Raw genomic sequence first — 20077 nt, 5'->3', positions numbered from 1 at the left:
CGGACCCGGCCCCCGCGCCGACGTGGGAGAACGCGGAGGGGGTCCGCGGGTGCGGACCCCCTCCGCGAGGACATCAGGCGCCGGTCACCCGAAGCGGCCGGTGATGTAGTTCTCGGTCTCCTTCTTGTCGGGACGGGTGAAGATCTTGTTCGTCTCCCCCATCTCGATCAGCTTCCCCGGCTTGCCCGGGGCCGACAGGTTGAAGAAGGCCGTGCGGTCCGACACCCGGGCCGCCTGCTGCATGTTGTGGGTGACGATCACGATCGTGTACTCCTCCTTCAGCTTGTGAATGAGGTCCTCGATCGCCAGCGTCGAGATCGGGTCCAGCGCCGAGCACGGCTCGTCCATGAGCAGCACCGACGGCCTGACCGCCGTGGCGCGCGCGATGCACAGGCGCTGCTGCTGGCCGCCGGACAGGCCCGAACCGGGCTTGTTCAGCCGGTCCTTGACCTCTTCCCACAGGTTGGCGCCGCGCAGCGACTCCTCGACCAGGTCGTCGGCGGCGGACCTGCTCATCCGCCTGTTGTTGAGGCGCGCCCCCGCGAGCACGTTGTCGTAGATCGACATCGTCGGGAACGGGTTGGCCTTCTGGAACACCATCCCGACCTCGCTGCGGACCAGCACCGGGTCCACGTCGGGCGCGTAGATGTCCATGTCGTCCAGGAGGACCTTGCCCTCGGCGCGGGCGCCCGGGGTGACCTCGTGCATCCGGTTGAGGGTGCGCAGGAAGGTGGACTTCCCGCAGCCGGAGGACCCGATGAACGCCGTCACCGAACGCGGCTCGATGGTCATTGACACGTCCTCGACGGCGAGGAAATCGCCGTAGTAGACGTGGAGTCCGGAGACGTCGATTCGTTTCGCCACTGGATGTTCCTCGTGATTACCGGGTCGGTGGGCTAGCGGGACTTCGGCGCGAACAGGCGGCCGATCATGCGGGCCAGGAAGAAGAGCAGCATCACCACGAGGATGAGCGTCAGCGCGGCGGCCCAGGCCCTCTCGTAGTTGACCGCGCCGCCCATGCGGACCTGCGAGTAGATGAACACGGGGAGGCTCATCATCTGCCCGTCGAACAGGTGCCAGTTGATCGACACCGCCGACGATCCCGCGGTGAGGATCAGCGGCGCGGTCTCTCCGATAACGCGCGCGATGGCGAGCATGATTCCGGTGGTCAGCCCGGCTGCGGACGTGGGGAGCACCACCTTGGTGATGGTCCGCCACTTGGGCACGCCCAGCGCGTAGGAGGCCTCGCGCAGGTCCTGCGGGACCAGTCGGAGCATCTCCTCGCCGGAGCGCACCACGACCGGGATCATCAGCACGGCCAGCGAGATCGCACCGGCGGCGCCGTTGGTCGCGCCGGGGCCGAACAGCAGGATCCACAGGGCCACCACGAACAGCCCGGCGACGATGGACGGGATGCCCGTCATGACGTCGACGAAGAACATGATGGCGCGCTTCATCCGGCCCCGCGCGTACTCCACCAGGTACACGGCGGTCATCACGCCGACCGGTACCGAGATGAGCGTGGCCAGGCCGGTGATGGCCAGGGTGCCGACGATCGCGTGGTAGGCGCCGCCGGCGTCCATGCCCGGCAGCACGCCGTTCATGGAGACCGACAGGAAGTACCCGTCGAACCGGGCCAGGCCGTTGCCGAGCACCGTCCACAGCACCGACACCAGCGGCAGCATCGCCAGGGTGAAGCACAGGTAGACGAGCGCGGTGACCAGGCGGTCCTTGGCCTTGCGGCCGCCTTCGATGCGGGTGGAGGCGGCCACTGCGATCACCGTGTAGGCGAGCGCGGTGAGCACGCCCCACAGGACGAACCCGAAGGACGAGAAGGCCAGCAGGACACCCGCGATCACAGCGGCCGAGGAGGCCAGCAGGGCGGGCGGGAAGTAGCGGGGCAGGGAGCCGCTGCGCAGTTCGCGCCGGGGGTTGCCGGGGCCCGGGCCGGGGTCGGTGGGCTGAGCGGTCGTCAGGCTCATCAGGACTCCTTGTTGCCGCGCGCCACGATGTAGCGGGCGCCCATGTTGACGACCAGGGTGATCGCGAACAGCACCAGGCCGGCGGCGATCAGCGCGGACACGCCGTATCCGGTGGCCTCGGGGTACTGGAGCGCGATGTGCCCGGCGATGGTCTGGTTGCCGCTCTGGAGCAGGTTCCAGGAGATGGCCAGGGAGGGCGACAGGATCATGGCGACGGCCATGGTCTCGCCCAGGGCGCGGCCCATGCCGAGCATGGCGCCGCCGACGATGCCGGACTTGCCGAAGGGCAGGACGGCCAGGCGGATCATCTCCCAGCGGGTGGCGCCCATGGCCAGGGCGGCCTCCCGGTGCCCCTGCGGGACCTGGTGGAACACGTCGCGGGACATGGCGGTGATGATCGGCAGGATCATCACGGCGAGCACGATGCCCGCGGTGAGGATGGTGCGGGCCGAGGTGGAGGCGGGCCCGGCGAAGAGCGGGATCCAGCCGAGGTTGCGGGCCAGCCCCTCGTAGACGGGGACGAGCTGGGGGGCGAGGAACCCGATGCCCCAGAGTCCGTAGACGACGCTGGGGATCGCGGCGAGCAGGTCCACCAGGTAGCCCAGCAGGGCGGCGAGCCGGCGCGGCGCGTAGTAGACGATGAACAGCGCGATGCCGATGGCGACCGGGGTGGCCAGCAGCAGCGCGATGGCGGCGGCCAGGACGGTGCCGAACGCCAGGGACCCCACGCCGAACGCGGGGTTCTCGCGGACGTTGGCGTCCCAGGACCGGTCGGTGATGAAGTTCGCCGTGTTCGCGGCCAGCGACGGCCAGGCCTGAACGATCAGGAAGGCGGCGACACCCGCGAGGATCACGAGGATCAGGAGGCCCGAGCCTCGGGCGAGCCCGGCGAATACGACATCGCCGATCCGGCGCCTGCCCTTGGGCGGTGGTGCCACCGTGGGCGCGTCCGTCGTCGTCATGTATCGGCTCCGGTTAGGAAGGGTTCAGTGCTGCCCACCAGCCCCCTGCGGGTGGGCTCCGGACCCTTGTCGGGTTCGGTTGTCCTCCCTGGGAGATCGCCCCGCGGGAGGTCGCCGCGACCGCCGAACGCCGAGAGGCCGCGATGCGCCGAGTGCGAAGGTAGGCCCACTAGGTGACCAGTTGTCCCAGAGAAGATGAACGGGAAATGAACGGGGTGTCGCACTCCCGTGGCTGCCAAGGGTTTGGCCGGTTAATGTGAGAAGCGGCACGTGCGGGCGGTTCGCCCTGCCGGGGACCCTGCCCACCGCGCGCCGCCTCACGCGCCGCCCGGCGGCCCCTCCGGCGGCGCGTACATCACGTCGGTGTCCCAGACCTCGAAGCCCAGCGAGGCGTACAACCGCACGGCCGCCTCGTTGTCCCCGTCGACGTACAGGTGCACCCAGGGCAGCCCGGCGTCGCGCAGGTACCGCAGCCCCTCCAGGGTGAGCGCCCGGCCCAGGCCGGTGCCCTGCCACCGGGGGTCCACACCCACCACGTACACCTCGCCGACGGGTTCGCCGTCGGTCAGCCCGGCGCCGTCGGCGTGCACCTTGGTCCAGTGGTACGCGGCGACCCGCCCGTCCTTGCCGACGGCCAGGAAGAACCCGTGCGGGTCGAACCAGTCCTCGACCTCCCGCTGGAGCAGGTCGTCCAGGGTCAGCCTGCCCTGTTCGGGGTGGTGGGCGAAGGCGCGGGCGTTGGCGTCGAGCCAGGCCTGCTCGTCCTGTCCCACCACGAACGCCCGCACCTCGACCCGGTCGGCGACCTGGGGCCGCAGCACGGGGGCGGGCAGCTCCGGCGCGGTCCGCGGACCGCCCCTCTCGTCGGCGGCGATGTCGCGCAGCGGCATGCGCATCTTGTGGAGTTCGCGGACGGCCCGCCAGCCGTCCTCCTCGGCCACCGCCACCGCCTGCGGGGTGCGGCCGTGCGCCCACACCCGGACCCCGTTCGCGCCGGCGTCCCGGTGGACGGAGTGCAGCAGGGCGGTGCCGTGTCCGCGTCCCCGGTGGGCGGGGTCGACGACGACCTCGCCGGAGTCGGGCTCGTCCTCGCCGCGTTCGATGAACGCGAAGCCCGCGACGCGGCCCTCCTCGGAGATCACGTGGAAGCGCGCGCTGCCGGAGGGTGCGCCGTGGCGGACGCGCAGCAGGGTGTGTTCGGACAGGGGTGCCACGCCGTCGACTCTGCGGGCGGCCTCGGCGAGCGTCAGCACCTGGTCGGCCGTTCCGGCCGCCAGGTCGTCGGTGACCAGCGGGGTGCTCATGGACGGAAAGCCTACGACGAGCGGGCCGCAAAGATTCCGTTGGCCTCGCCTGTGGGCGATCCGCGTGTGGTCGGGGGCGGTCCGGACACGGTCGTGCCCCGGTCCCCGGGTGCGGGGGGCCGGGGCACGACGGCCGGTTCGGACGTCAGCCCTTGCGGCGCCGTCCCTGGTAGCCGCCCGGGCCGGGGCGGACCCGGCGGGTGGGGGCCAGCGGGGCGGCCAGCAGCAGGGTGAGCAGGAAGGCGGCCAGGAGCACCGCGGGGGCCATGTTCGGTCCCATGTCGGTGTGCTCGGCCGCCACCTCGGTCCCGGCCGCGTCGTCGGTCCCGGTCGGGGTGGCCAGCGGCAGCGTCGCCAGGTCCTCGCCGGGCAGCACGTCGGGCAGGTCCGCCTCGTTCCGCGGCAGGGTGGGGATGTCCGAGTCACCGGTGGGCACGTCGCTCACACCGCCGCGCGGACGGTCGGGCGTGGAGGGGCGGGACGTGTTGCCGTTCGCGGGCCTGGGCGTGTCGTCGGCGGAGGGCCGCGGCGAGGGCCGGTCGCTCGTGTCGGAGGCCGGGGCGGTGGGGGTGGCCGACGGGGTGGGCCGACCGCTCGGGGTCGGGGAGGGGCTTTCGCCGGGCGACTCCGTGGGGGAGGGGGTCGGGGTCGGCGAGGGCGACAGGCCGGGTTCGGTGACGGTGACCGCCCACACCCCGGAGGAGATGCTGTGGACCTCGTTCGGGGTCGTGGTGCAGCCCGTCTCCGGGTCGGCGGCGGCGAACGTCAGGGTGGCGATCACGTCGGTCGACCGCCGCGGGAGGCCGGACACCGAGAGGGTGTCCGAGGCGCCGGCGGCGATCAGGTCGTCGTCGAGGCCGCGCTCCCGGAACCCGCCGCTGATCTCCAGACCGATCACACAGATGTCGAGGGGGCCGGTGTTGCTCAGGGTGAGGGTGTTGGGCGGTGCCGGTTCGCCCAGTACGACGTTGTCCGCGTCGCGCGCGAAGGCGATCGCGGCGGCCGGGGTCGCGGGCTCGGACGGGGAAGGGGAAGGGGAGGCCGACGGGGACGCCGACGGGGACGCCGACGGGGACGCCGACGGAGAGGCGGACGCCGACGGGGAGGCGGAGGGTGACGCCGACGGTTCCCCCGGGGCCGTCGGCTGCGCGACGGCGGGGACCGCCGCCGCGATCAGGGTGGATCCGACGAACGCGGCACCGAGGGCGATGCCCATTTGACGGAGGGTGAGTGGGGTGTTCGCGGCGCTGGTGGACATCGGGGCGGGTTCACTCCTCAGGGGCGATGCGCCATGCAACGGTGCGCACCCGTCGGGGGAGACATGCCGCGCCTGGCCTGGCCTCGGGGTGCCCCACAGATCTTAGGGCGTCACCGCCCCGAACACGAGGCCCCACAACTCACCGTTGTCCACCCGTCACCCGTCACCGCCTCCGGCGGCCCGGGGCGCCTCCCGCGTACGGACGGCCCGCGGCCGCGGATCGGCGCAGGTCGCGACCGTGTGTTCCCCGACCGCCCCGAACGCACGGCGCCGGGCCGCCCGGAGGCGGCCCGGCGCAGAGAATCCGTGCGGGTGTCCGGTCAGCCGGCGGTGGCCTCGCTGCGGGCGGAGGGCAGCCCCTCGCCGCTCTCGCCGGAGGGGGCGGTCCCGGACGGCTGCGTCCCCTTGCCGACGGGGTCGGGCACGAAGCGGTAGCCGACGTTGCGCACGGTCCCGATCAGGGACTCGTACTCCGAGCCCAGCTTGGCGCGCAGCCGCCGGACGTGGACGTCGATGGTGCGGGTGCCGCCGAAGTAGTCGTAGCCCCACACCTCCTGGAGCAGCTGCGCCCGGGTGAACACCCGGCCGGGGTGCTGGGCCAGGAACTTGAGCAGCTCGAACTCCTTGAAGGTGAGGTCGAGGATGCGCCCGCGCAGCCGGGCGATGTAGGTGGCCTCGTCGATGACCAGGTCGCCGCGGCGGATCTCGTCGGGGTCGTCGGTGCCCGCGTCGGCGGACCCGATGGCCAGCCGCAACCGGGCCTCCACCTCGGCGGGGCCGGCGGCGGTGAGGATGAAGTCGTTCACCTGCCAGTCCGGGGTGAGAGCGGCGACGCCGCCCTCGGTGAGGATCACGAGCAGCGGGCAGTCCAGGCCCGTGGTGTCCAGCAGACGGCAGAAGTTCCGGGCGGCCGCCAGGTCGGTACGGGCGTCGACCAGAATGGCGTCGACCGGGGCGCTGGAGCCGGTCCCGGCGCCGGACGCCAGGAGTGCGCCGGCTTCGGCCGGCGCCACCCGCACAGAGTGCAGGAGGAGGCCGAGAGCGGGCAGCACGTGATCAGACGGTTCGTTGGAGTTCGTCAACAGAAGCAGATGGCTCATGCGTCTCTTCCCGTCACCCCGCGCTATGCGGACGATCGAAGGCGCCGTTGCCCCCGGTGAAGATTTGTTTAATACGTCGCCTCCGAGCAACACCAAGGATAATCAACAGATGGCGAAGTGCACTATCAGGTACTGGGCCGCGGCCAAGGAAGCGGCGGGAATCGCCGAGGACACGGTCCTGGCGGCGACTCTCGGTGAGGCGCTCGAAGCGGCGCGCCGACTGCATTCCGACGACCGCTTCCAGCGTGTTCTCGGGGTTTCCTCGTTCCTGGTCGACGAGAAGCCGGTCGGCCGGCGGGCCCATGGTGACGTTCCGGTCACGGATGGGACTGTGATCGAGGTCCTACCGCCCTTCGCGGGTGGGTGAGGCACTCGAAAAGGCTGCGGAATCCGGAGGAAACATGAAAGAAACCCCTGAGTGGGCGGGGCGTGCGCGCGTGGTGATGCTCGGCAGGGACGGGTGCCATCTGTGCGAGGACGCCTGGAAGGTGATCGACGCGGTCGCCGCCGAGGCCGGCGCGAGCCGGGCCGAGGTGTCCCTGGCCGAGGTGGGGGAGGCCGACCGCGAGGATTACTGGGACAAGATCCCGGTCACTTTCGTCGACGGCGCCCGGCATGATTTCTGGCGGGTGGACGAGGGCCGTCTGCGCGCCGCGCTCAAGGGCTGAACGGGGCCGAAAGTGTTCCGTTGCGAAAGCGGGGCCGGTGTGTGAACGGGTTTCCCATTCACACGCTTTCACCGCAGGAACGGTCGTGAGGGGACGGGGATGACACCACATCCCATCGGACCCGTTTCGGGCACGGGATCGTCGGATCATCCCCGGCCCGCCGGTCCACGGGACCCGCGGGCCGGGGTCGCGGCTGGGAACTTATGAGCGCGGTCTCACAAGCGACCCCACTTTGTGCGTGCTTTCACAAGCGCGTAACCTAAGGCCTGTTCGGCGGACGCCTCCGTCCGGTCGGCGCTCGCGCGGACCGGCGGTCGCGACCCGGAGAACCGAATACGGCCTCGGCCCACCAGACAGCCCTCCGGGGGCGTGCCCCCGGCCCCGTGCCCGCACGACCCGCCCTCAGGAGCAGCCGCCCGTGACAAGTCGTCCGCCCAGGCCCCGGGAGAGGGGAATCCCGGAGGCCACCGTCGCCCGGCTCCCCGTCTACCTGCGCACCCTGCAGGCGCTCCAGGACCGGGGCACCCTCACCGTGTCGTCGGAGGACCTGGCGTCGGCCGCCGGGGTGAACTCCGCCAAGCTCCGCAAGGATCTCTCCCACCTGGGGTCCTACGGAACGCGCGGGGTCGGCTATGAGGTCCGGTACCTCGTCTACCAGATCTCACGTGAACTTGGTCTCACCCAGGACTGGGCCGTGGCCATCGTCGGCATCGGCAACCTCGGTCGCGCTCTGGCCAACTACGGGGGGTTCGGGACCCGCGGGTTCCGCATCGCGGCCCTGCTCGACGCCGACCCCGCCATGGTGGGGCGGCGCGTCGCCTCACTGGACGTCGGGCATATTGACACCCTGGAAGCGGTTGTCCGCGACAAGGGCGTCTCCATCGGGGTGATCACCACGCCGGCCGCATCCGCGCAGGCGGTCGCGACCCGCTTCGTCGGGGCGGGGGTGAGCAGCATCCTCAACTTCGCACCGGTGGTGCTGAATGTGCCGGACGGGGTCGATGTGCGTAAGGTCGACTTGTCCATCGAACTCCAGATCCTCGCCTTCCACGCGCAGCGCCGCAACGGCGACGAGGGCCACGGCGCGGAACCGGCGGGACTGGAGCTGACATGAACACACCGCGGGGCCGTGCCCCGCGGACCGGGTCGCGAGGCCTGCATGAGCGGCGGCGGTGAGCGAGCGTGCGCCGCGCTTGTCGGGGGGCCGCCCGCAGTGTGCGGAGACCCTGGCGGAGCATGAAGAGACGCTGATGTAGTGCCTGCATAGGAGAATGCGGATGAGTGTCCTGGCCGTGGGATTGAGCCACCGGAGTTCGCCGGTGGCGCTCCTGGAGCGCGTCGCGCTGAACGGGGAGACACGGGCCAAGGCCGTCGAGGAGATGCTCGGCACCGAGTCCGTCAACGAGGTCATGGTGGTCTCCACCTGCAACCGGACGGAGGTCTACGCCGACGTCGAGGCCTTCCACGGCGGTGTCGCCGCCGTGACCGAGATGCTGTCCTGGCACACCGGCGTCCCCCTGGCCGAGCTGTCCGAGCACATGTACGTGCATTACGAGGACCGCGCGGTCCAGCACCTTTTCTCCGTCACCTGCGGCCTGGACTCCATGGTGCTCGGCGAGGGCCAGATCCTCGGCCAGGTCCGCGACGCCCTCAAGTCCGGGCAGGAGACCGGCTCGGTCGGCCGCATCCTCAACGACCTGGGCCAGCGCGCCCTGCGCGTGGGCAAGCGCGCCCACACCGAGACCCACCTGGACCACGCCGGGGCCGACATGGTGAGCTTCGGCCTCACCGTCGCCCTGCGCCGCCTGGGCGCCGGTCCTACCGGCGGCGGTGAGATCACCGCCGACCGCACCGTCCAGGAGATCGGCGCCACGCCCCCGGTCGGCTGCCCCATGTCCGCGGCCGAGGGCGACACCGCCGATGCCCCGGGCATCGCCCGCGCCACCTCCGGGCCCCTGGCCGGGATGCGCGTCCTGATCCTGGGCGCGGGCTCCATGAGCGCCCTGTCCGCCAACACCGTCGCCCGCCAGGGCGCGGCCACCGTCATCGTGGCCAACCGCACCCGTGAGCGCGCCGACCGCCTCGCCGAGTGCCTCACCGAGGCCTACGACGGCGTCACCGCCCGCTCCGTCCCCTTCGCGGACGCCGCCGCCGTCCTGCCCGGGGTCGACCTGGTCGTCTCCTGCACCGGCGCCCAGGGCCTGGTGCTGACCGCCGACACCGTCGCCGCCGTCACCGCGGGCCGCACCCGCCCGCTGGTCCTCCTCGACCTCGCGCTGCCCCACGACATCGACCACGCCGTACGCGACCTGCCGTACGTCCACCTCGTCGACATCGAGGACCTGCGCCGGGCCGCCTCCCACGGCGGCGGTACCGACGCCGGCCGCGGCGGCGCCCTCGAACTCGTCCGCGGGATCGTGGACGAGGAGGTCGCCGAGTTCCGCACCGTCCGCCGGGCCGCCCAGGTCGCCCCCACCGTCGTCGCCCTGCGCGCCCAGGCCCGCGACGTGGTGGAGGCCGAGCTGGACCGCCTGCACGGCCGACTGCCCGAGGACCTGGACGACCGCACCCGCGAGGAGATCACCCGCGCGATGCGCCGCGTCGCCGACAAGCTCCTGCACAGACCCACCGTGCGCGTCAAGGAACTGGCCGCCGCCCCGGACGGGGAGTCCTACGAGGCGGCCCTGCGCGAACTGTTCGACCTCGACACCACGACCACGGCGGCCCGTACCGCCCAGGAGAAGGCATGACCGGCACCACGGGGCCCGCCAGGCTCGCCACCCGTCGCAGCAACATGGCCACCAGCCAGTCGCAGCTGGTCGCCGACGCCATCACCGAACGGACGGGGCGGGCCGTCGAGCTGGTGCTCGTCACCAGCTTCGGCGACGTCACCAAGGCCCACCTCACCCAGCTCGGCGGCACCGGCGTGTTCGTCAACGCGCTGCGCGACGAACTGACGGCCGACACCGTGGACTTCGCGGTCCACTCGCTCAAGGACCTGCCCACCGCGCCCGCCGACGGCCTGGTCCTGGCCGCCATCCCCGAACGCGACGACCCCCGCGACGCCCTGTGCGCCCGCGACGGCCTCAAGTTCGCCGACCTGCCCGCCGGGTCCAGGATCGGCACCGGATCGCCCCGCCGCGTCGCCCAGCTCGCCGCCCTGCGCTCCGACCTGGTGTACGTGCCGATCCGCGGCAACGCCGAGACGCGCCTGGGCAAGGTCGCCTCCGGCGAACTCGACGCCGTCGTCCTGGCCTACGCCGGACTGGTCCGGGTGGGCCGCACGGCCGACGTCACCGACGTCTTCGACCCCGAGCAGGTGCTGCCCGCCCCCGGCCAGGGCGCCCTGGCCGTGGAGTGCCGCGCCGACCGCGCCGCGGGCGACCTCGCCTACCTGTCCGCCGTGGACCACCCGGCCACCCGCCTCGCGGTCGTCGCCGAGCGCACCGTCCTGGCCGAACTCGAAGCGGGCTGTGCGGCGCCGGTGGGCGCCCACGCCCTCTACGACGCCGACCGCGGCGAGCTGCGGCTGCGCGCCGCCGTGGTGTCCACCGACGGCTCCGAGTCGGTGCGCGGCGAGCGGACCGCCGCCGTCGCGGGCCCCGCCGACGTGGACGGCGCCGCCGCCCTAGGCCGTGAGCTGGCCCGCACCATGATCTCGGACGGTGCCGACCGCATCGTCGCGGACGCCTTCGCCGAGAGGGACGCCCCGCCCGCACCCTGAGCCAGAGCCCACCGGCGGGGCACGCCCCGCCGGCCCCGTCCACGTCCCGGCGACCGCGCCCCGGGACACGGCGACCCAGACCGCCGGCAACACAGAGGAGTCACGTGAACGCCAACGCCAATCCTTCTCCTTTGCCGGAGGAGCAGCGCGCACCCGGCCGGTCCGGGCACGTCGCCCTGGTCGGCGCCGGGCCTGGCGGGGCCGGGCTGCTGACCCTGCGCGGTGCCGAGCTGCTGCGCGACGCCGACGTGGTCATCACACCGCGCGAGCCCGCCGCCGAGGACCTGGCGGGTTTTCGCGAGGAACTCCTCGCCCACTGCCGCGAGGACGTCACCACCGCCCGCGCCGAGGACATCGGCGACGTCGACGCCTTCGCCCTGGCCCGCGCCCGCGAGGGCCTGCGGGTGGTACGGCTCTTCTCCGGCGACCCGTTCTTCGGCTGCCGCGGCGCCGACCTGGTCCGCGCCTGCCAGGAGGCGGGCATCGAGGTGGAGGTCGCCCCCGGCGTCTCCTCCGTGACCGCCGTCCCGACCTTCGCCGGCATCCCCCTGATGGGCCACGGCACCCCCGAGGTGCGCATCCTCAACGCCCGCGTCCGCGGCGCCGAGGTGGACTGGCACGAGGCCGCCGCCTGCGACGCGCCCCTGCTGATCCTGGGCGGCGACGCACCCGCCGAGGAACCCGACGAGTTCCAGGGCCCCGGGTTCGACGTGCTGTGCAAGACCCTCATCGCCGGGGGGCGGCCCGCCTCCACCCCGGTCGCCGTCGTCCGCGCCGGGGGCACCACCCGCCAGACCACCGTCGCCTCCACCCTGGGCCGCCTGGTCGCCGAGCTCAAGGCCAAGGACGCCAAGGGCCACCACCTCACCGCCCCGGCGATGATGATCGTCGGCGCCCCGGTCGGCCGCCGCTCCGAGCCGTCCTGGTACGAGGGCCGCCCGCTGTTCGGCTGGCGGGTGCTGGTGCCCCGCACCAAGGAGCAGGCCGCCGCGCTCTCCGAGCAGCTGCGCGACCACGGCGCGGTGCCCGAGGAGGTGCCCACCATCTCGGTGGAGCCGCCGCGCACCCCGCAGCAGATGGAGCGCGCCGTCCGCGGCCTGGTCACCGGCCGCTACCAGTGGGTGGCCTTCACCTCCGTCAACGCGGTCAGGGCGATCCGCGAGCGGCTGGAGTCCTACGGCCTGGACGCGCGCGCGTTCGCCGGGGTCAAGGTCGCCGTCGTCGGCGAGGCCACCGCCCGCGCCGTCCGCGAGTTCGGCATCCAGCCCGACCTCGCCCCGCCCGGGGACGCCCAGTCCAGCGCCGGACTGGTGTCGGTGTGGCCGCCCTACGACGCCGAGATCGACCCCATCGAGCGGGTGCTGCTGCCGCGCGCCGACATCGCCACCGAGACCCTGGCCGCCGGCCTCACCGACCTGGGCTGGGAGATCGACGACGTCACCGCCTACCGGACCGTCCGGGCGGCGCCGCCGCCCGCCCCCGTCCGAGAGGCGATCAAGGGCGGCGGTTTCGACGCGGTGCTGTTCACGTCCTCCTCCACGGTGCGCAACCTGGTGGGGATCGCGGGCAAGCCGCACAACACCACCGTCATCGCCGTGATCGGACCCGAGACCGAGAAGACCGCCGTCGAGTTCGGCCTGCGCGTCGACGTCGTGGCACCCAAAGCCTCCGTTTCGGCCCTCGTGGACGCACTTTCGGAGTACGGTGCGGCCAAGCGCCGCGAGGCGATCGAGGCGGGCAAGCCCGTTCTCAAGCCGAGCCAGAAGCGCCGGGGACGCCGCCGCAAGCTCTGAGCCGACACTCCAGCAACGACACACCTTCCTCAGGAGTACCCATGGACACCACCGGTCGCGAAGCGGCCTACCCCGCGGCCCGGCCGCGCCGCCTGCGCCGGGGGCCGGCGCTGCGCCGCCTGGTCGCCGAGACCCGGGTACTGCCGGAGAACCTGATCCTGCCCATGTTCGTCAAGGAGGGGATCGACGGGCCGGTCGCCATCTCCTCCATGCCGGGCCAGTTCCAGCACACCCGCGACAGCCTGCGCCGGGCCGCCCACGAGGCGGCCGAGGCCGGGGTCGGCGGGATCATGCTGTTCGGCATCCCCGCGCACAAGGACGAGCGCGGCTCCGCCGCCGACGATCCGCACGGGATCGTGCAGGAGGCGCTGCGCGACCTGGCCAAGGACGTGGGCGACAGCCTGGTGGTCATGGCCGACCTGTGCCTGTGCGAGTACACCTCGCACGGCCATTGCGGCCCGCTGGAGAACGACGGCCACGTGGACAACGACCTCACCCTGGACCGGTACGCGTCCATCGCCGTCGCCCAGGCCGGTGCGGGGGCCGCCGTGGTGGCCCCCAGCGGCATGATGGACGGCCAGGTCGCGGCGATCCGCACCGGGCTGGACCGGGCCGGGTTCGCGCAGGTGCCGATCCTGGCCTACGCGGCCAAGTACGCGTCCTCGTTCTACGGCCCGTTCCGGGAGGCCGCCGAGGGCGCTCCGCGGTTCGGGGACCGGTCGGGCTACCAGCAGGACCCGGCCAACGCCCGGGAGGCGCTGCGCGAGGTGGCCCTGGACGTCGCCGAGGGCGCGGACATGGTGATGGTCAAACCCGGCCTGGCCTACCTCGACATCGTCGCCAAGGTGGCCGAGGCCTCCCCGGTGCCCGTGTCGGCCTATCAGGTCAGCGGCGAGTACGCGATGATCGAGGCGGCGGCGGAGCGCGGGTGGATCGACCGCGAGCGGGCGATCCTGGAGACCCTCACCTCCTACCGGCGGGCGGGGGCCGAGCAGGTGCTCACGTACTGGGCGACCGAGGCGGCACGGCTGCTCCGGTAGCGCGACCGGCCCGCCCCCGGTCGCGGTCGCCGGGTGCGGGTCCGGCGTAGCAGGACCGCACCTGGAACATCGGGAACACCGGGGAGGGCTCCATGGCCGATGTGTTGTACCGACGGAAGCGGCGTCCGGCGATGGACGGCATGGTCGACGCCGCACTGGGTTACGCGGCGCTGGGCTGGCCCGTGGTGCGGGGTGCCGCACCGGGCGAGGACCGCGCCTGCAACTGCGAGCGGCTGGGCTGTCCGGATCCGGCGGCCCATCCGGCGACGATGGCCTGGGGGGTGGAGGCCAGCACCGACACCGACACGATCCGCCGGTGGTGGGCGGCCGACCCCGAGGCCAACGTGATCCTGCCGACGGGGCGGGTCTTCGACGTCTTCGACGTGCCGCGCGAGGCCGGTGTGATGGCGCTGGCGCGGATGGGTCGGGCGGGTGTGCCCGCGGGCCCGGTGGCGGCGCTGGGGTCGCGGTACCTGTTCTTCGTGGCGACCCGGTCGCCGGTGGACGAGGACGAGTGGTGGTCCTGCCACCTGGACTGCGTCCCGGAGGCGATCGAGGAGATGCCGGGCCTGCGCTGGCACTGCCGGGACAGCTTCGTCCTGGGCGCCCCGTCCCGGCTGCCCGGCGGGGATCAGGTGAGCTGGATCCGTACCCCGCGCGACTCCGGCGGTTCGGTGGTGCTGCCGGACCCGATCGCGGTCCTGGGCATCCTGGCCGACGCCAGTGAGGAGTTCGGCGACACCGGTCGCTGACGGCCGGCGGGCGGGAGAGGCGCGCTCCCGGCCCCGTGCGCCGTGGCGGTGTCCGTGTGCCGTCCCGGTGAAGGACGGGTTTCCGGCTGCGGACGACGGCCGCGCGCGGACCCGGGGGAGTCCGCGCAGGAGCGGACTTTCGGAGTTTTTCGGCGTTTTCGGGGTCTTGACAATGGGTGTGAAATCCCAATCGGTAACACCATTGTTCGGGCAGTTGTTCGCTTGCGCCTCAGGATTCACACCATTATCGCGGTGATCGACAAGCTTAATGTTTGTTCACCTGTGTTTTCTTCGCGGGCTGCGGTTCCATCTGGCACGAAATATCTTTTTCATTCGCTGTTTACATATCACCATTGCGTGGTTACTCTCATGGGAGCGCTCCCGAACGCAGCGCTACCGCGCCTCCAGGCCTTCACGGCCCGCCCTCCCCCGACCGCTCCGTCGCCCGCCCGGGATTCCCGCCGTTATATGGGAGCGCTCCCGGATCGGGTCGTTCCCGCCGGAGAAAAGCCATGCCCCGATCGCCCCCGTTCCCACGGCCATGCCCTCGGATTCCCCGTAGTCGTTGCGCCCCGCGCGACACCATCTTTCCTTTCCCTACGGATCACCCCCCTCCGCAAGGAAGAAGCAGAAGATGAGCAGAATCCCCCGTCCCGCGACATCCGGACCGTCGCGGGCACGCAGAGGACCGGCCGCCCTGTCCGCCCTGGTGGTGGGCACCGCCCTGGCCGTCGTCCCCGCCGCCCCCGCCAACGCCGACGCAGGCTGTGCCGTGGACTACACGGTCGACGACTGGGGCTCGGGTTTCACCGCGAACGTCGAGATCACCAACCTCGGAGACGCCGTCGACGGCTGGACCCTGGACTGGTCCTTCCCCGGGAACCAGCAGGTCACCAACCTCTGGAACGGCACCCACACCCAGAGCGGCGCCGACGTCTCCGTCTCCGACGCCGGGTACAACGCCGCCATCGCCACCGACGGCTCGGTGAGCTTCGGGTTCAACGCCTCCTACAGCGGCTCCAATGCGGCCCCGCTCGCGTTCGAGCTCAACGGCGTCCTGTGCGACGGCGCGGTCGACCCGGACCCGGACCCCGACCCCGATCCGGACCCCGACCCGGATCCCGATCCCGATCCCGATCCCTCCGGCCGCGTGGACAACCCCTACGTCGGGGCCGACGTCTACGTGAACCCGGTCTGGTCGGCGAACGCCGCCGCCGAGCCGGGCGGCGACGCGGTGGCGGACGAGCCCACCGGCGTGTGGCTCGACCGCATCGGTGCCATCGAGGGCAACGACAGCCCCACCACCGGTGACATGGGCCTGCGCGACCACCTGGACGAGGCCCTGGAGCAGGCGGGCGGCGACCCCCTGGTGTTCCAGGTCGTCATCTACAACCTGCCCGGCCGCGACTGCGCCGCCCTGGCCTCCAACGGCGAGCTCGGCCCCGACGAGATCGACCGCTACAAGAACGAGTACATCGACCCGATCGCCGACATCCTCGCCGACTACGAGGACACCGAGCTGCGCATCGTGGCGACCATCGAGATCGACTCGCTGCCCAACCTGGTCACCAACGTCTCCGGGCGGCCCACCGCCACCCCCGAGTGCGACGAGATGCTGGCCAACGGCAACTACATCGAGGGCGTCGGCTATGCCCTGGCGACCCTGGGCGCCGTCGACAACGTCTACAACTACGTGGACGCCGGCCACCACGGCTGGATCGGCTGGGACGACAACTTCGGCCCGTCCGCCCAGCTCTTCTACCAGGCCGCCAACGCCGCCGGGGCCACCCCCGACGACGTGCACGGCTTCATCGCCAACACCGCCAACTACTCGGCGCTGAAGGAGGACCACTTCTCCGTTGACCAGACCATCGGCGGCGTCCCGGTCCGCCAGTCCGACTGGGTGGACTGGAACCGCTACGTCGACGAACTGGGCTTCGCCCAGGCACTGCGGCAGGAACTGGTCTCCCAGGGCTTCTCGTCCGACATCGGGATGCTCATCGACACCTCCCGAAACGGCTGGGGCGGTCCCGACCGGCCCACCGGCCCGGGACCCGAGACCGACGTGAACGCCTACGTCGACGGCGGCCGCTACGACCGGCGCGTCAACCCGGGCAACTGGTGCAACCAGGCCGGGGCCGGGCTGGGCGAGCGCCCGCAGACCGCCCCCGAACCCGGAATCGACGCCTACGTGTGGATGAAGCCCCCGGGCGAGTCCGACGGGTCCAGCGAGTTCATCGACAACGACGAGGGCAAGGGCTTCGACCGGATGTGCGACCCCACCTACGAGGGCAACGTCCGCAACGGCAACAGCATGAGCGGGGCGCTGCCCGACGCCCCGGTCGCCGGGCACTGGTTCTCCGCCCAGTTCCAGGAGCTGCTGGACAACGCCTACCCGCCGCTCGACTGACCGGACGCGGTCACCGGCCCCGCGGCCGGTGACCGCCCCAGACCCCGGCGCCCCCGGGCACACCGAGCGGACGCACACCGCCCGGGGCCGCCGGACCCGACCGGTCCCCCCGCCTCTCGGGGACCGGCCGCCGGGCGGGGACCCTGTCAGGCCCCCGCCCGGCCACCACACCACCCGAACCCCCGTCCCGCCCCTGCGGGTGGCGTGGCTCCGCCATGCCCGCTCGCGCTCCCGCACCAGGGCCCGGCGAGGGGGACCCCACCCAGGAGAGACGCACGTGTCCACCCCCCGCACGCGCCGCCGATGGCGCAGACCGCTTCCGCTGCTGGCGGCGACCGCGCTGGTCACCGCCCTGCTGCCGACCGCATCCGCCCACGCCGACCCGCTCTGCACGGTCGACTACACCGTCACCAACGACTGGGGGAGCGGCTTCACCGCCGACGTCACCCTCACCAACCACGGCCCCGAGGTCTCCCCCTGGAGCCTGGGCTGGGACTTCCCCGGCAGCCAGCAGATCACCAACGCCTGGAACGCCACCGTCACCCAGTCCGGCGCCTCGGTCACCGCCGACGCCCCCGCCTGGGCGCCCGGGCTCGGCACCGGCCAGAGCGCCGCCTTCGGCTTCCAGGGCACCGGCTCCGGGGCCGCCCCCACCGCGTTCACCCTCAACGGGACCTCCTGTGAGGACGGCGGCGAGGAACCCGGACCGGAGGACGGCGAGATCGTCGTCTCCCCGACGAGCCTGGCCGTGGACCCGGGCGGCTCGGCCGCCTTCGACGTCCACCTGTCCGCCGCCCCCGAGGACGACGTGGCGGTGGCCGTCGAGCGCACCTCCGGCTCCGACACCCTCGCCGTCACCGCCGGGGGCGAACTCACCTTCACCGCCGACGACTGGGACGAGGCCCGGCAGGTCACCGTCGCCTCCTCCGGGGACGGCGGGGGCGAACCCGCGCAGGCCGAGTTCACCGTGGCCGCCGACGGCTACGACCCCGTGACCGTCACCGTGCGGGAGCGCTCCGGCGCCGCCAACGAGTACGAGGCCGAGTTCCTGGAGCAGTACGACAAGATCAAGGACCCCGCCAACGGGTACTTCCGGGAGTTCGACGGCCTGCTGGTCCCGTACCACTCCGTCGAGACCCTGATCGTGGAGGCGCCCGACCACGGGCACGCCACCACCTCCGAGGCGTACAGCTACTACCTGTGGCTGGAGGCCACCTACGGCCGCGTCACCGGAGACTGGGAGCCCTTCAACGCCGCCTGGGCCTCCATGGAGGCGTTCATCATCCCGGGCACCGAAGACCAGCCCACCAACGCCTCCTACGACCCGTCCTCGCCCGCCACCTACATCCCCGAGTCCACCGACCCCGCGGACTACCCGATGCCGCTCGACCAGGGCGTGCAGGTCGGCTCCGACCCGCTGGCGAACGAGCTGAGCAGCACCTACGGGACCGACGAGGTCTACGGCATGCACTGGCTGCTGGACGTGGACAACACCTACGGGTTCGGGTTCTGCGGCGACGGCACCGACGACGCCCCCGGCTACATCAACACGTTCCAGCGCGGCTCCGACGAGTCGGTGTGGGAGACCGTCCCGCACCCCTCCTGCGACACGTTCGAGCACGGCGGCGCCAACGGGTACCTGGACCTGTTCACCGACGACTCCAACTACTCGGAGCAGTGGCGCTACACCAACGCCCCCGACGCCGACGCGCGCGCCGTCCAGGTCGCCTACCAGGCGCACACCTGGGCGAGCGAGCAGGGCAACGAGGGCGCCATCGCCGACAGCGTCGCCGACGCCGCCCGCATGGGCGACTACCTGCGCTACGCCATGTTCGACAAGTACTTCAAGGAGATCGGCGACTGCGTCGGACCCCAGACCTGCGCCCCCGGCGGCGGCAGGGACTCCGCGCACTACCTGATGTCCTGGTACTACGCCTGGGGCGGCGCCCTGGAGAGCGCCGAGTTCCCCTGGGCCTGGCGCATCGGCGGCTCCTCCGCCCACCAGGGCTACCAGAACGTGATGGCCGCCTACGCCCTCTCCGAGGTCGACGCCCTCACCCCCGAGTCGCCCACCGGCGCCGACGACTGGGGCACCAGCCTCGACCGGCAGCTGGAGTTCCTCCAGTGGCTCCAGTCCGCCGACGGCGGCATCGCCGGCGGCGCCACCAACAGCTGGGAGGGCGACTACGGGCAGCCGCCCGCCGGGACCCCGACCTTCTACGGGATGTTCTACGACGAGAAGCCCGTCTGGCACGACCCGCCGTCCAACCGGTGGTTCGGGTTCCAGGTGTGGGACATGGAACGCGTCGCCGAGTACCACCGCATCACCGGCGACGAGCGCGCCGGGGAGATCCTCGACGCGTGGGTGCCCTGGGCCGTCGCCAACACCACGGTCGGCGCCGACGGCGAGTTCGCCGTCCCCGCCGACATGGAGTGGAGCGGCGCCCCCGACACCTGGACCGGCACCCCCACCGGCAACCCCGACCTGCGGGTCGAGGTCGTCTCGCACAACCAGGACGTCGGCATCGCCGCCGGGCTGGCCAAGACCCTCCTGCACTACGCCGCCGCCACCGGCGACGCGGAGGTGCGGGAGGTCGCCGAGGGCCTGCTGGAGTCGCTGCTGCACCACCAGGACGACCTGGGTGTGGCGGTGCCCGAGGTGCGGGCCGACTACCAGCGGTTCGACGACCCGTACGAGTCGCCCGACGGCGGCGTGTACGTCCCCGACGGCTGGACCGGGACCATGCCCAACGGCGACGTGATCGACTCCGACTCCACGTTCGCGTCCATCCGCTCCTTCTACGAGGACGACCCCGACTGGCCGAAGGTCCAGGCGTACCTGGACGGCGGTCCGGCCCCCGAGTTCACCTACCACCGCTTCTGGGCGCAGGTGGACGTGGCGACCGCGCTGGCGGTCCACGGGGAGCTGTTCGGCTGAGCCGCCCTCCCGACCCCCGCGGCGGCCGTCGCCGCTCGGCCGCCCGAGCGCGGCCGCCGCGGGATCCGGGCGGGGGAGGGGCCGGGCCTGTCCCCGGTTCCTCCCCGCCCCTCCCGGGGCACGGGGCCGCAGGGCCCCTTCCCGTC

Annotated in this window: 16 protein-coding genes; 10 read left to right on the top strand and 6 right to left on the bottom strand. The window is 72.4% G+C overall.

What is annotated here, in order from left to right; genetic code table 11:
• Positions 1-84 precede the first annotated feature (84 nt).
• The 6 genes from pstB to QJS33_RS17450 all read right to left on the bottom strand — a co-directional run bounded on the left by pstB (position 85) and on the right by QJS33_RS17450 (position 6606).
• Positions 85-864 carry a phosphate ABC transporter ATP-binding protein PstB gene (gene pstB, locus QJS33_RS17475; RefSeq protein WP_306369062.1) on the bottom strand — a complete coding sequence of 260 codons (780 nt, stop codon included), beginning with the start codon at positions 862-864 and terminating at the stop codon, positions 85-87.
• A 32-nt stretch (positions 865-896) separates the two neighbouring features.
• The gene (pstA, locus tag QJS33_RS17470; protein WP_306369061.1) at positions 897-1982 is read right to left on the bottom strand and encodes a phosphate ABC transporter permease PstA; all 1086 of its coding nucleotides are present in this window, start codon (positions 1980-1982) and stop codon (positions 897-899) included.
• The gene (gene pstC, locus QJS33_RS17465) at positions 1982-2944 is read right to left on the bottom strand and encodes a phosphate ABC transporter permease subunit PstC (protein WP_306369060.1); all 963 of its coding nucleotides are present in this window, start codon (positions 2942-2944) and stop codon (positions 1982-1984) included. The genes pstA and pstC overlap by 1 nt, the downstream gene beginning before the upstream one ends.
• Positions 2945-3261: 317 nt before the next feature.
• Positions 3262-4248, bottom strand: coding sequence for a mycothiol synthase (gene mshD / locus QJS33_RS17460; RefSeq protein ID WP_306369059.1), 987 nt, complete (start codon positions 4246-4248; stop codon positions 3262-3264).
• A gap of 145 nt (positions 4249-4393) precedes the next feature.
• Positions 4394-5464, bottom strand: coding sequence for a hypothetical protein (locus tag QJS33_RS17455; protein ID WP_306369058.1), 1071 nt, complete (start codon positions 5462-5464; stop codon positions 4394-4396).
• Between the two features lie 362 nt (positions 5465-5826).
• The gene (locus QJS33_RS17450; protein WP_306369057.1) at positions 5827-6606 is read right to left on the bottom strand and encodes a response regulator transcription factor; all 780 of its coding nucleotides are present in this window, start codon (positions 6604-6606) and stop codon (positions 5827-5829) included.
• Positions 6607-6715: 109 nt separating this feature from the next.
• Between QJS33_RS17450 and QJS33_RS17445 the strand changes: the two genes are divergently transcribed.
• The 10 genes from QJS33_RS17445 (at position 6716) to QJS33_RS17400 (ending at position 19931) form a co-directional block, all read left to right on the top strand.
• Positions 6716-6973, top strand: a complete 258-nt coding sequence (locus tag QJS33_RS17445) for a MoaD/ThiS family protein (RefSeq protein ID WP_306369075.1) — start codon at positions 6716-6718, stop codon at positions 6971-6973.
• Positions 6974-7007: 34 nt separating this feature from the next.
• Positions 7008-7274, top strand: coding sequence for a glutaredoxin family protein (locus QJS33_RS17440; RefSeq protein ID WP_306369056.1), 267 nt, complete (start codon positions 7008-7010; stop codon positions 7272-7274).
• Between the two features lie 418 nt (positions 7275-7692).
• Complete coding sequence (locus QJS33_RS17435; protein ID WP_306369055.1) at positions 7693-8388, top strand: redox-sensing transcriptional repressor Rex; 696 nt, start codon at positions 7693-7695, stop codon at positions 8386-8388.
• Positions 8389-8551: 163 nt separating this feature from the next.
• Complete coding sequence (locus tag QJS33_RS17430; RefSeq protein WP_306369054.1) at positions 8552-10024, top strand: glutamyl-tRNA reductase; 1473 nt, start codon at positions 8552-8554, stop codon at positions 10022-10024.
• On the top strand, positions 10021-10998 hold the full coding sequence (hemC, locus tag QJS33_RS17425; RefSeq protein WP_306369053.1) for a hydroxymethylbilane synthase: 978 nt from the start codon (positions 10021-10023) through the stop codon (positions 10996-10998). Before QJS33_RS17430 ends, hemC begins: the two co-directional genes overlap by 4 nt.
• Positions 10999-11102: 104 nt before the next feature.
• Complete coding sequence (locus QJS33_RS17420; RefSeq protein WP_306369052.1) at positions 11103-12791, top strand: uroporphyrinogen-III synthase; 1689 nt, start codon at positions 11103-11105, stop codon at positions 12789-12791.
• A gap of 41 nt (positions 12792-12832) precedes the next feature.
• Positions 12833-13831, top strand: coding sequence for a porphobilinogen synthase (gene hemB / locus QJS33_RS17415; protein ID WP_306369051.1), 999 nt, complete (start codon positions 12833-12835; stop codon positions 13829-13831).
• A 92-nt stretch (positions 13832-13923) separates the two neighbouring features.
• A complete protein-coding gene (locus QJS33_RS17410; RefSeq protein WP_306369050.1) occupies positions 13924-14583 on the top strand; it encodes a bifunctional DNA primase/polymerase in 660 nt (219 codons plus the stop codon).
• A gap of 634 nt (positions 14584-15217) precedes the next feature.
• Positions 15218-16993, top strand: coding sequence for a glycoside hydrolase family 6 protein (locus QJS33_RS17405; protein ID WP_306369049.1), 1776 nt, complete (start codon positions 15218-15220; stop codon positions 16991-16993).
• Between the two features lie 277 nt (positions 16994-17270).
• Positions 17271-19931: a glycoside hydrolase family 48 protein gene (locus tag QJS33_RS17400; RefSeq protein WP_306369048.1), complete on the top strand. Its 2661-nt coding sequence runs from the start codon at positions 17271-17273 to the stop codon at positions 19929-19931.
• The last annotated feature ends 146 nt before the right edge of the window (positions 19932-20077 follow it).

Source organism: Nocardiopsis sp. CC223A (assembly GCF_030766825.1).
In the GTDB taxonomy this organism is placed as follows: Bacteria; Actinomycetota; Actinomycetes; order Streptosporangiales; family Streptosporangiaceae; genus Nocardiopsis.
Note: the sequence above shows the minus strand (reverse complement) of the source record. Positions and strands in the feature narration are given on the sequence as shown.

Bases quoted from the DNA above. Each gene is read 5' to 3' on its own strand.
- pstA (WP_306369061.1), bottom strand. From the start codon at position 1,982: ATGAGCCTGACGACCGCTCAGCCCACCGACCCCGGCCCGGGCCCCGGC.
- QJS33_RS17430 (WP_306369054.1), top strand. From the start codon at position 8,552: ATGAGTGTCCTGGCCGTGGGATTGAGCCACCGGAGTTCGCCGGTGGCG.
- hemC (WP_306369053.1), top strand. From the start codon at position 10,021: ATGACCGGCACCACGGGGCCCGCCAGGCTCGCCACCCGTCGCAGCAAC.
- hemB (WP_306369051.1), top strand. From the start codon at position 12,833: ATGGACACCACCGGTCGCGAAGCGGCCTACCCCGCGGCCCGGCCGCGC.
- pstC (WP_306369060.1), bottom strand. From the start codon at position 2,944: ATGACGACGACGGACGCGCCCACGGTGGCACCACCGCCCAAGGGCAGG.
- QJS33_RS17445 (WP_306369075.1), top strand. From the start codon at position 6,716: ATGGCGAAGTGCACTATCAGGTACTGGGCCGCGGCCAAGGAAGCGGCG.
- QJS33_RS17450 (WP_306369057.1), bottom strand. From the start codon at position 6,606: ATGAGCCATCTGCTTCTGTTGACGAACTCCAACGAACCGTCTGATCAC.
- QJS33_RS17455 (WP_306369058.1), bottom strand. From the start codon at position 5,464: ATGGGCATCGCCCTCGGTGCCGCGTTCGTCGGATCCACCCTGATCGCG.
- mshD (WP_306369059.1), bottom strand. From the start codon at position 4,248: ATGAGCACCCCGCTGGTCACCGACGACCTGGCGGCCGGAACGGCCGAC.
- QJS33_RS17410 (WP_306369050.1), top strand. From the start codon at position 13,924: ATGGCCGATGTGTTGTACCGACGGAAGCGGCGTCCGGCGATGGACGGC.
- QJS33_RS17440 (WP_306369056.1), top strand. From the start codon at position 7,008: ATGAAAGAAACCCCTGAGTGGGCGGGGCGTGCGCGCGTGGTGATGCTC.
- QJS33_RS17405 (WP_306369049.1), top strand. From the start codon at position 15,218: ATGAGCAGAATCCCCCGTCCCGCGACATCCGGACCGTCGCGGGCACGC.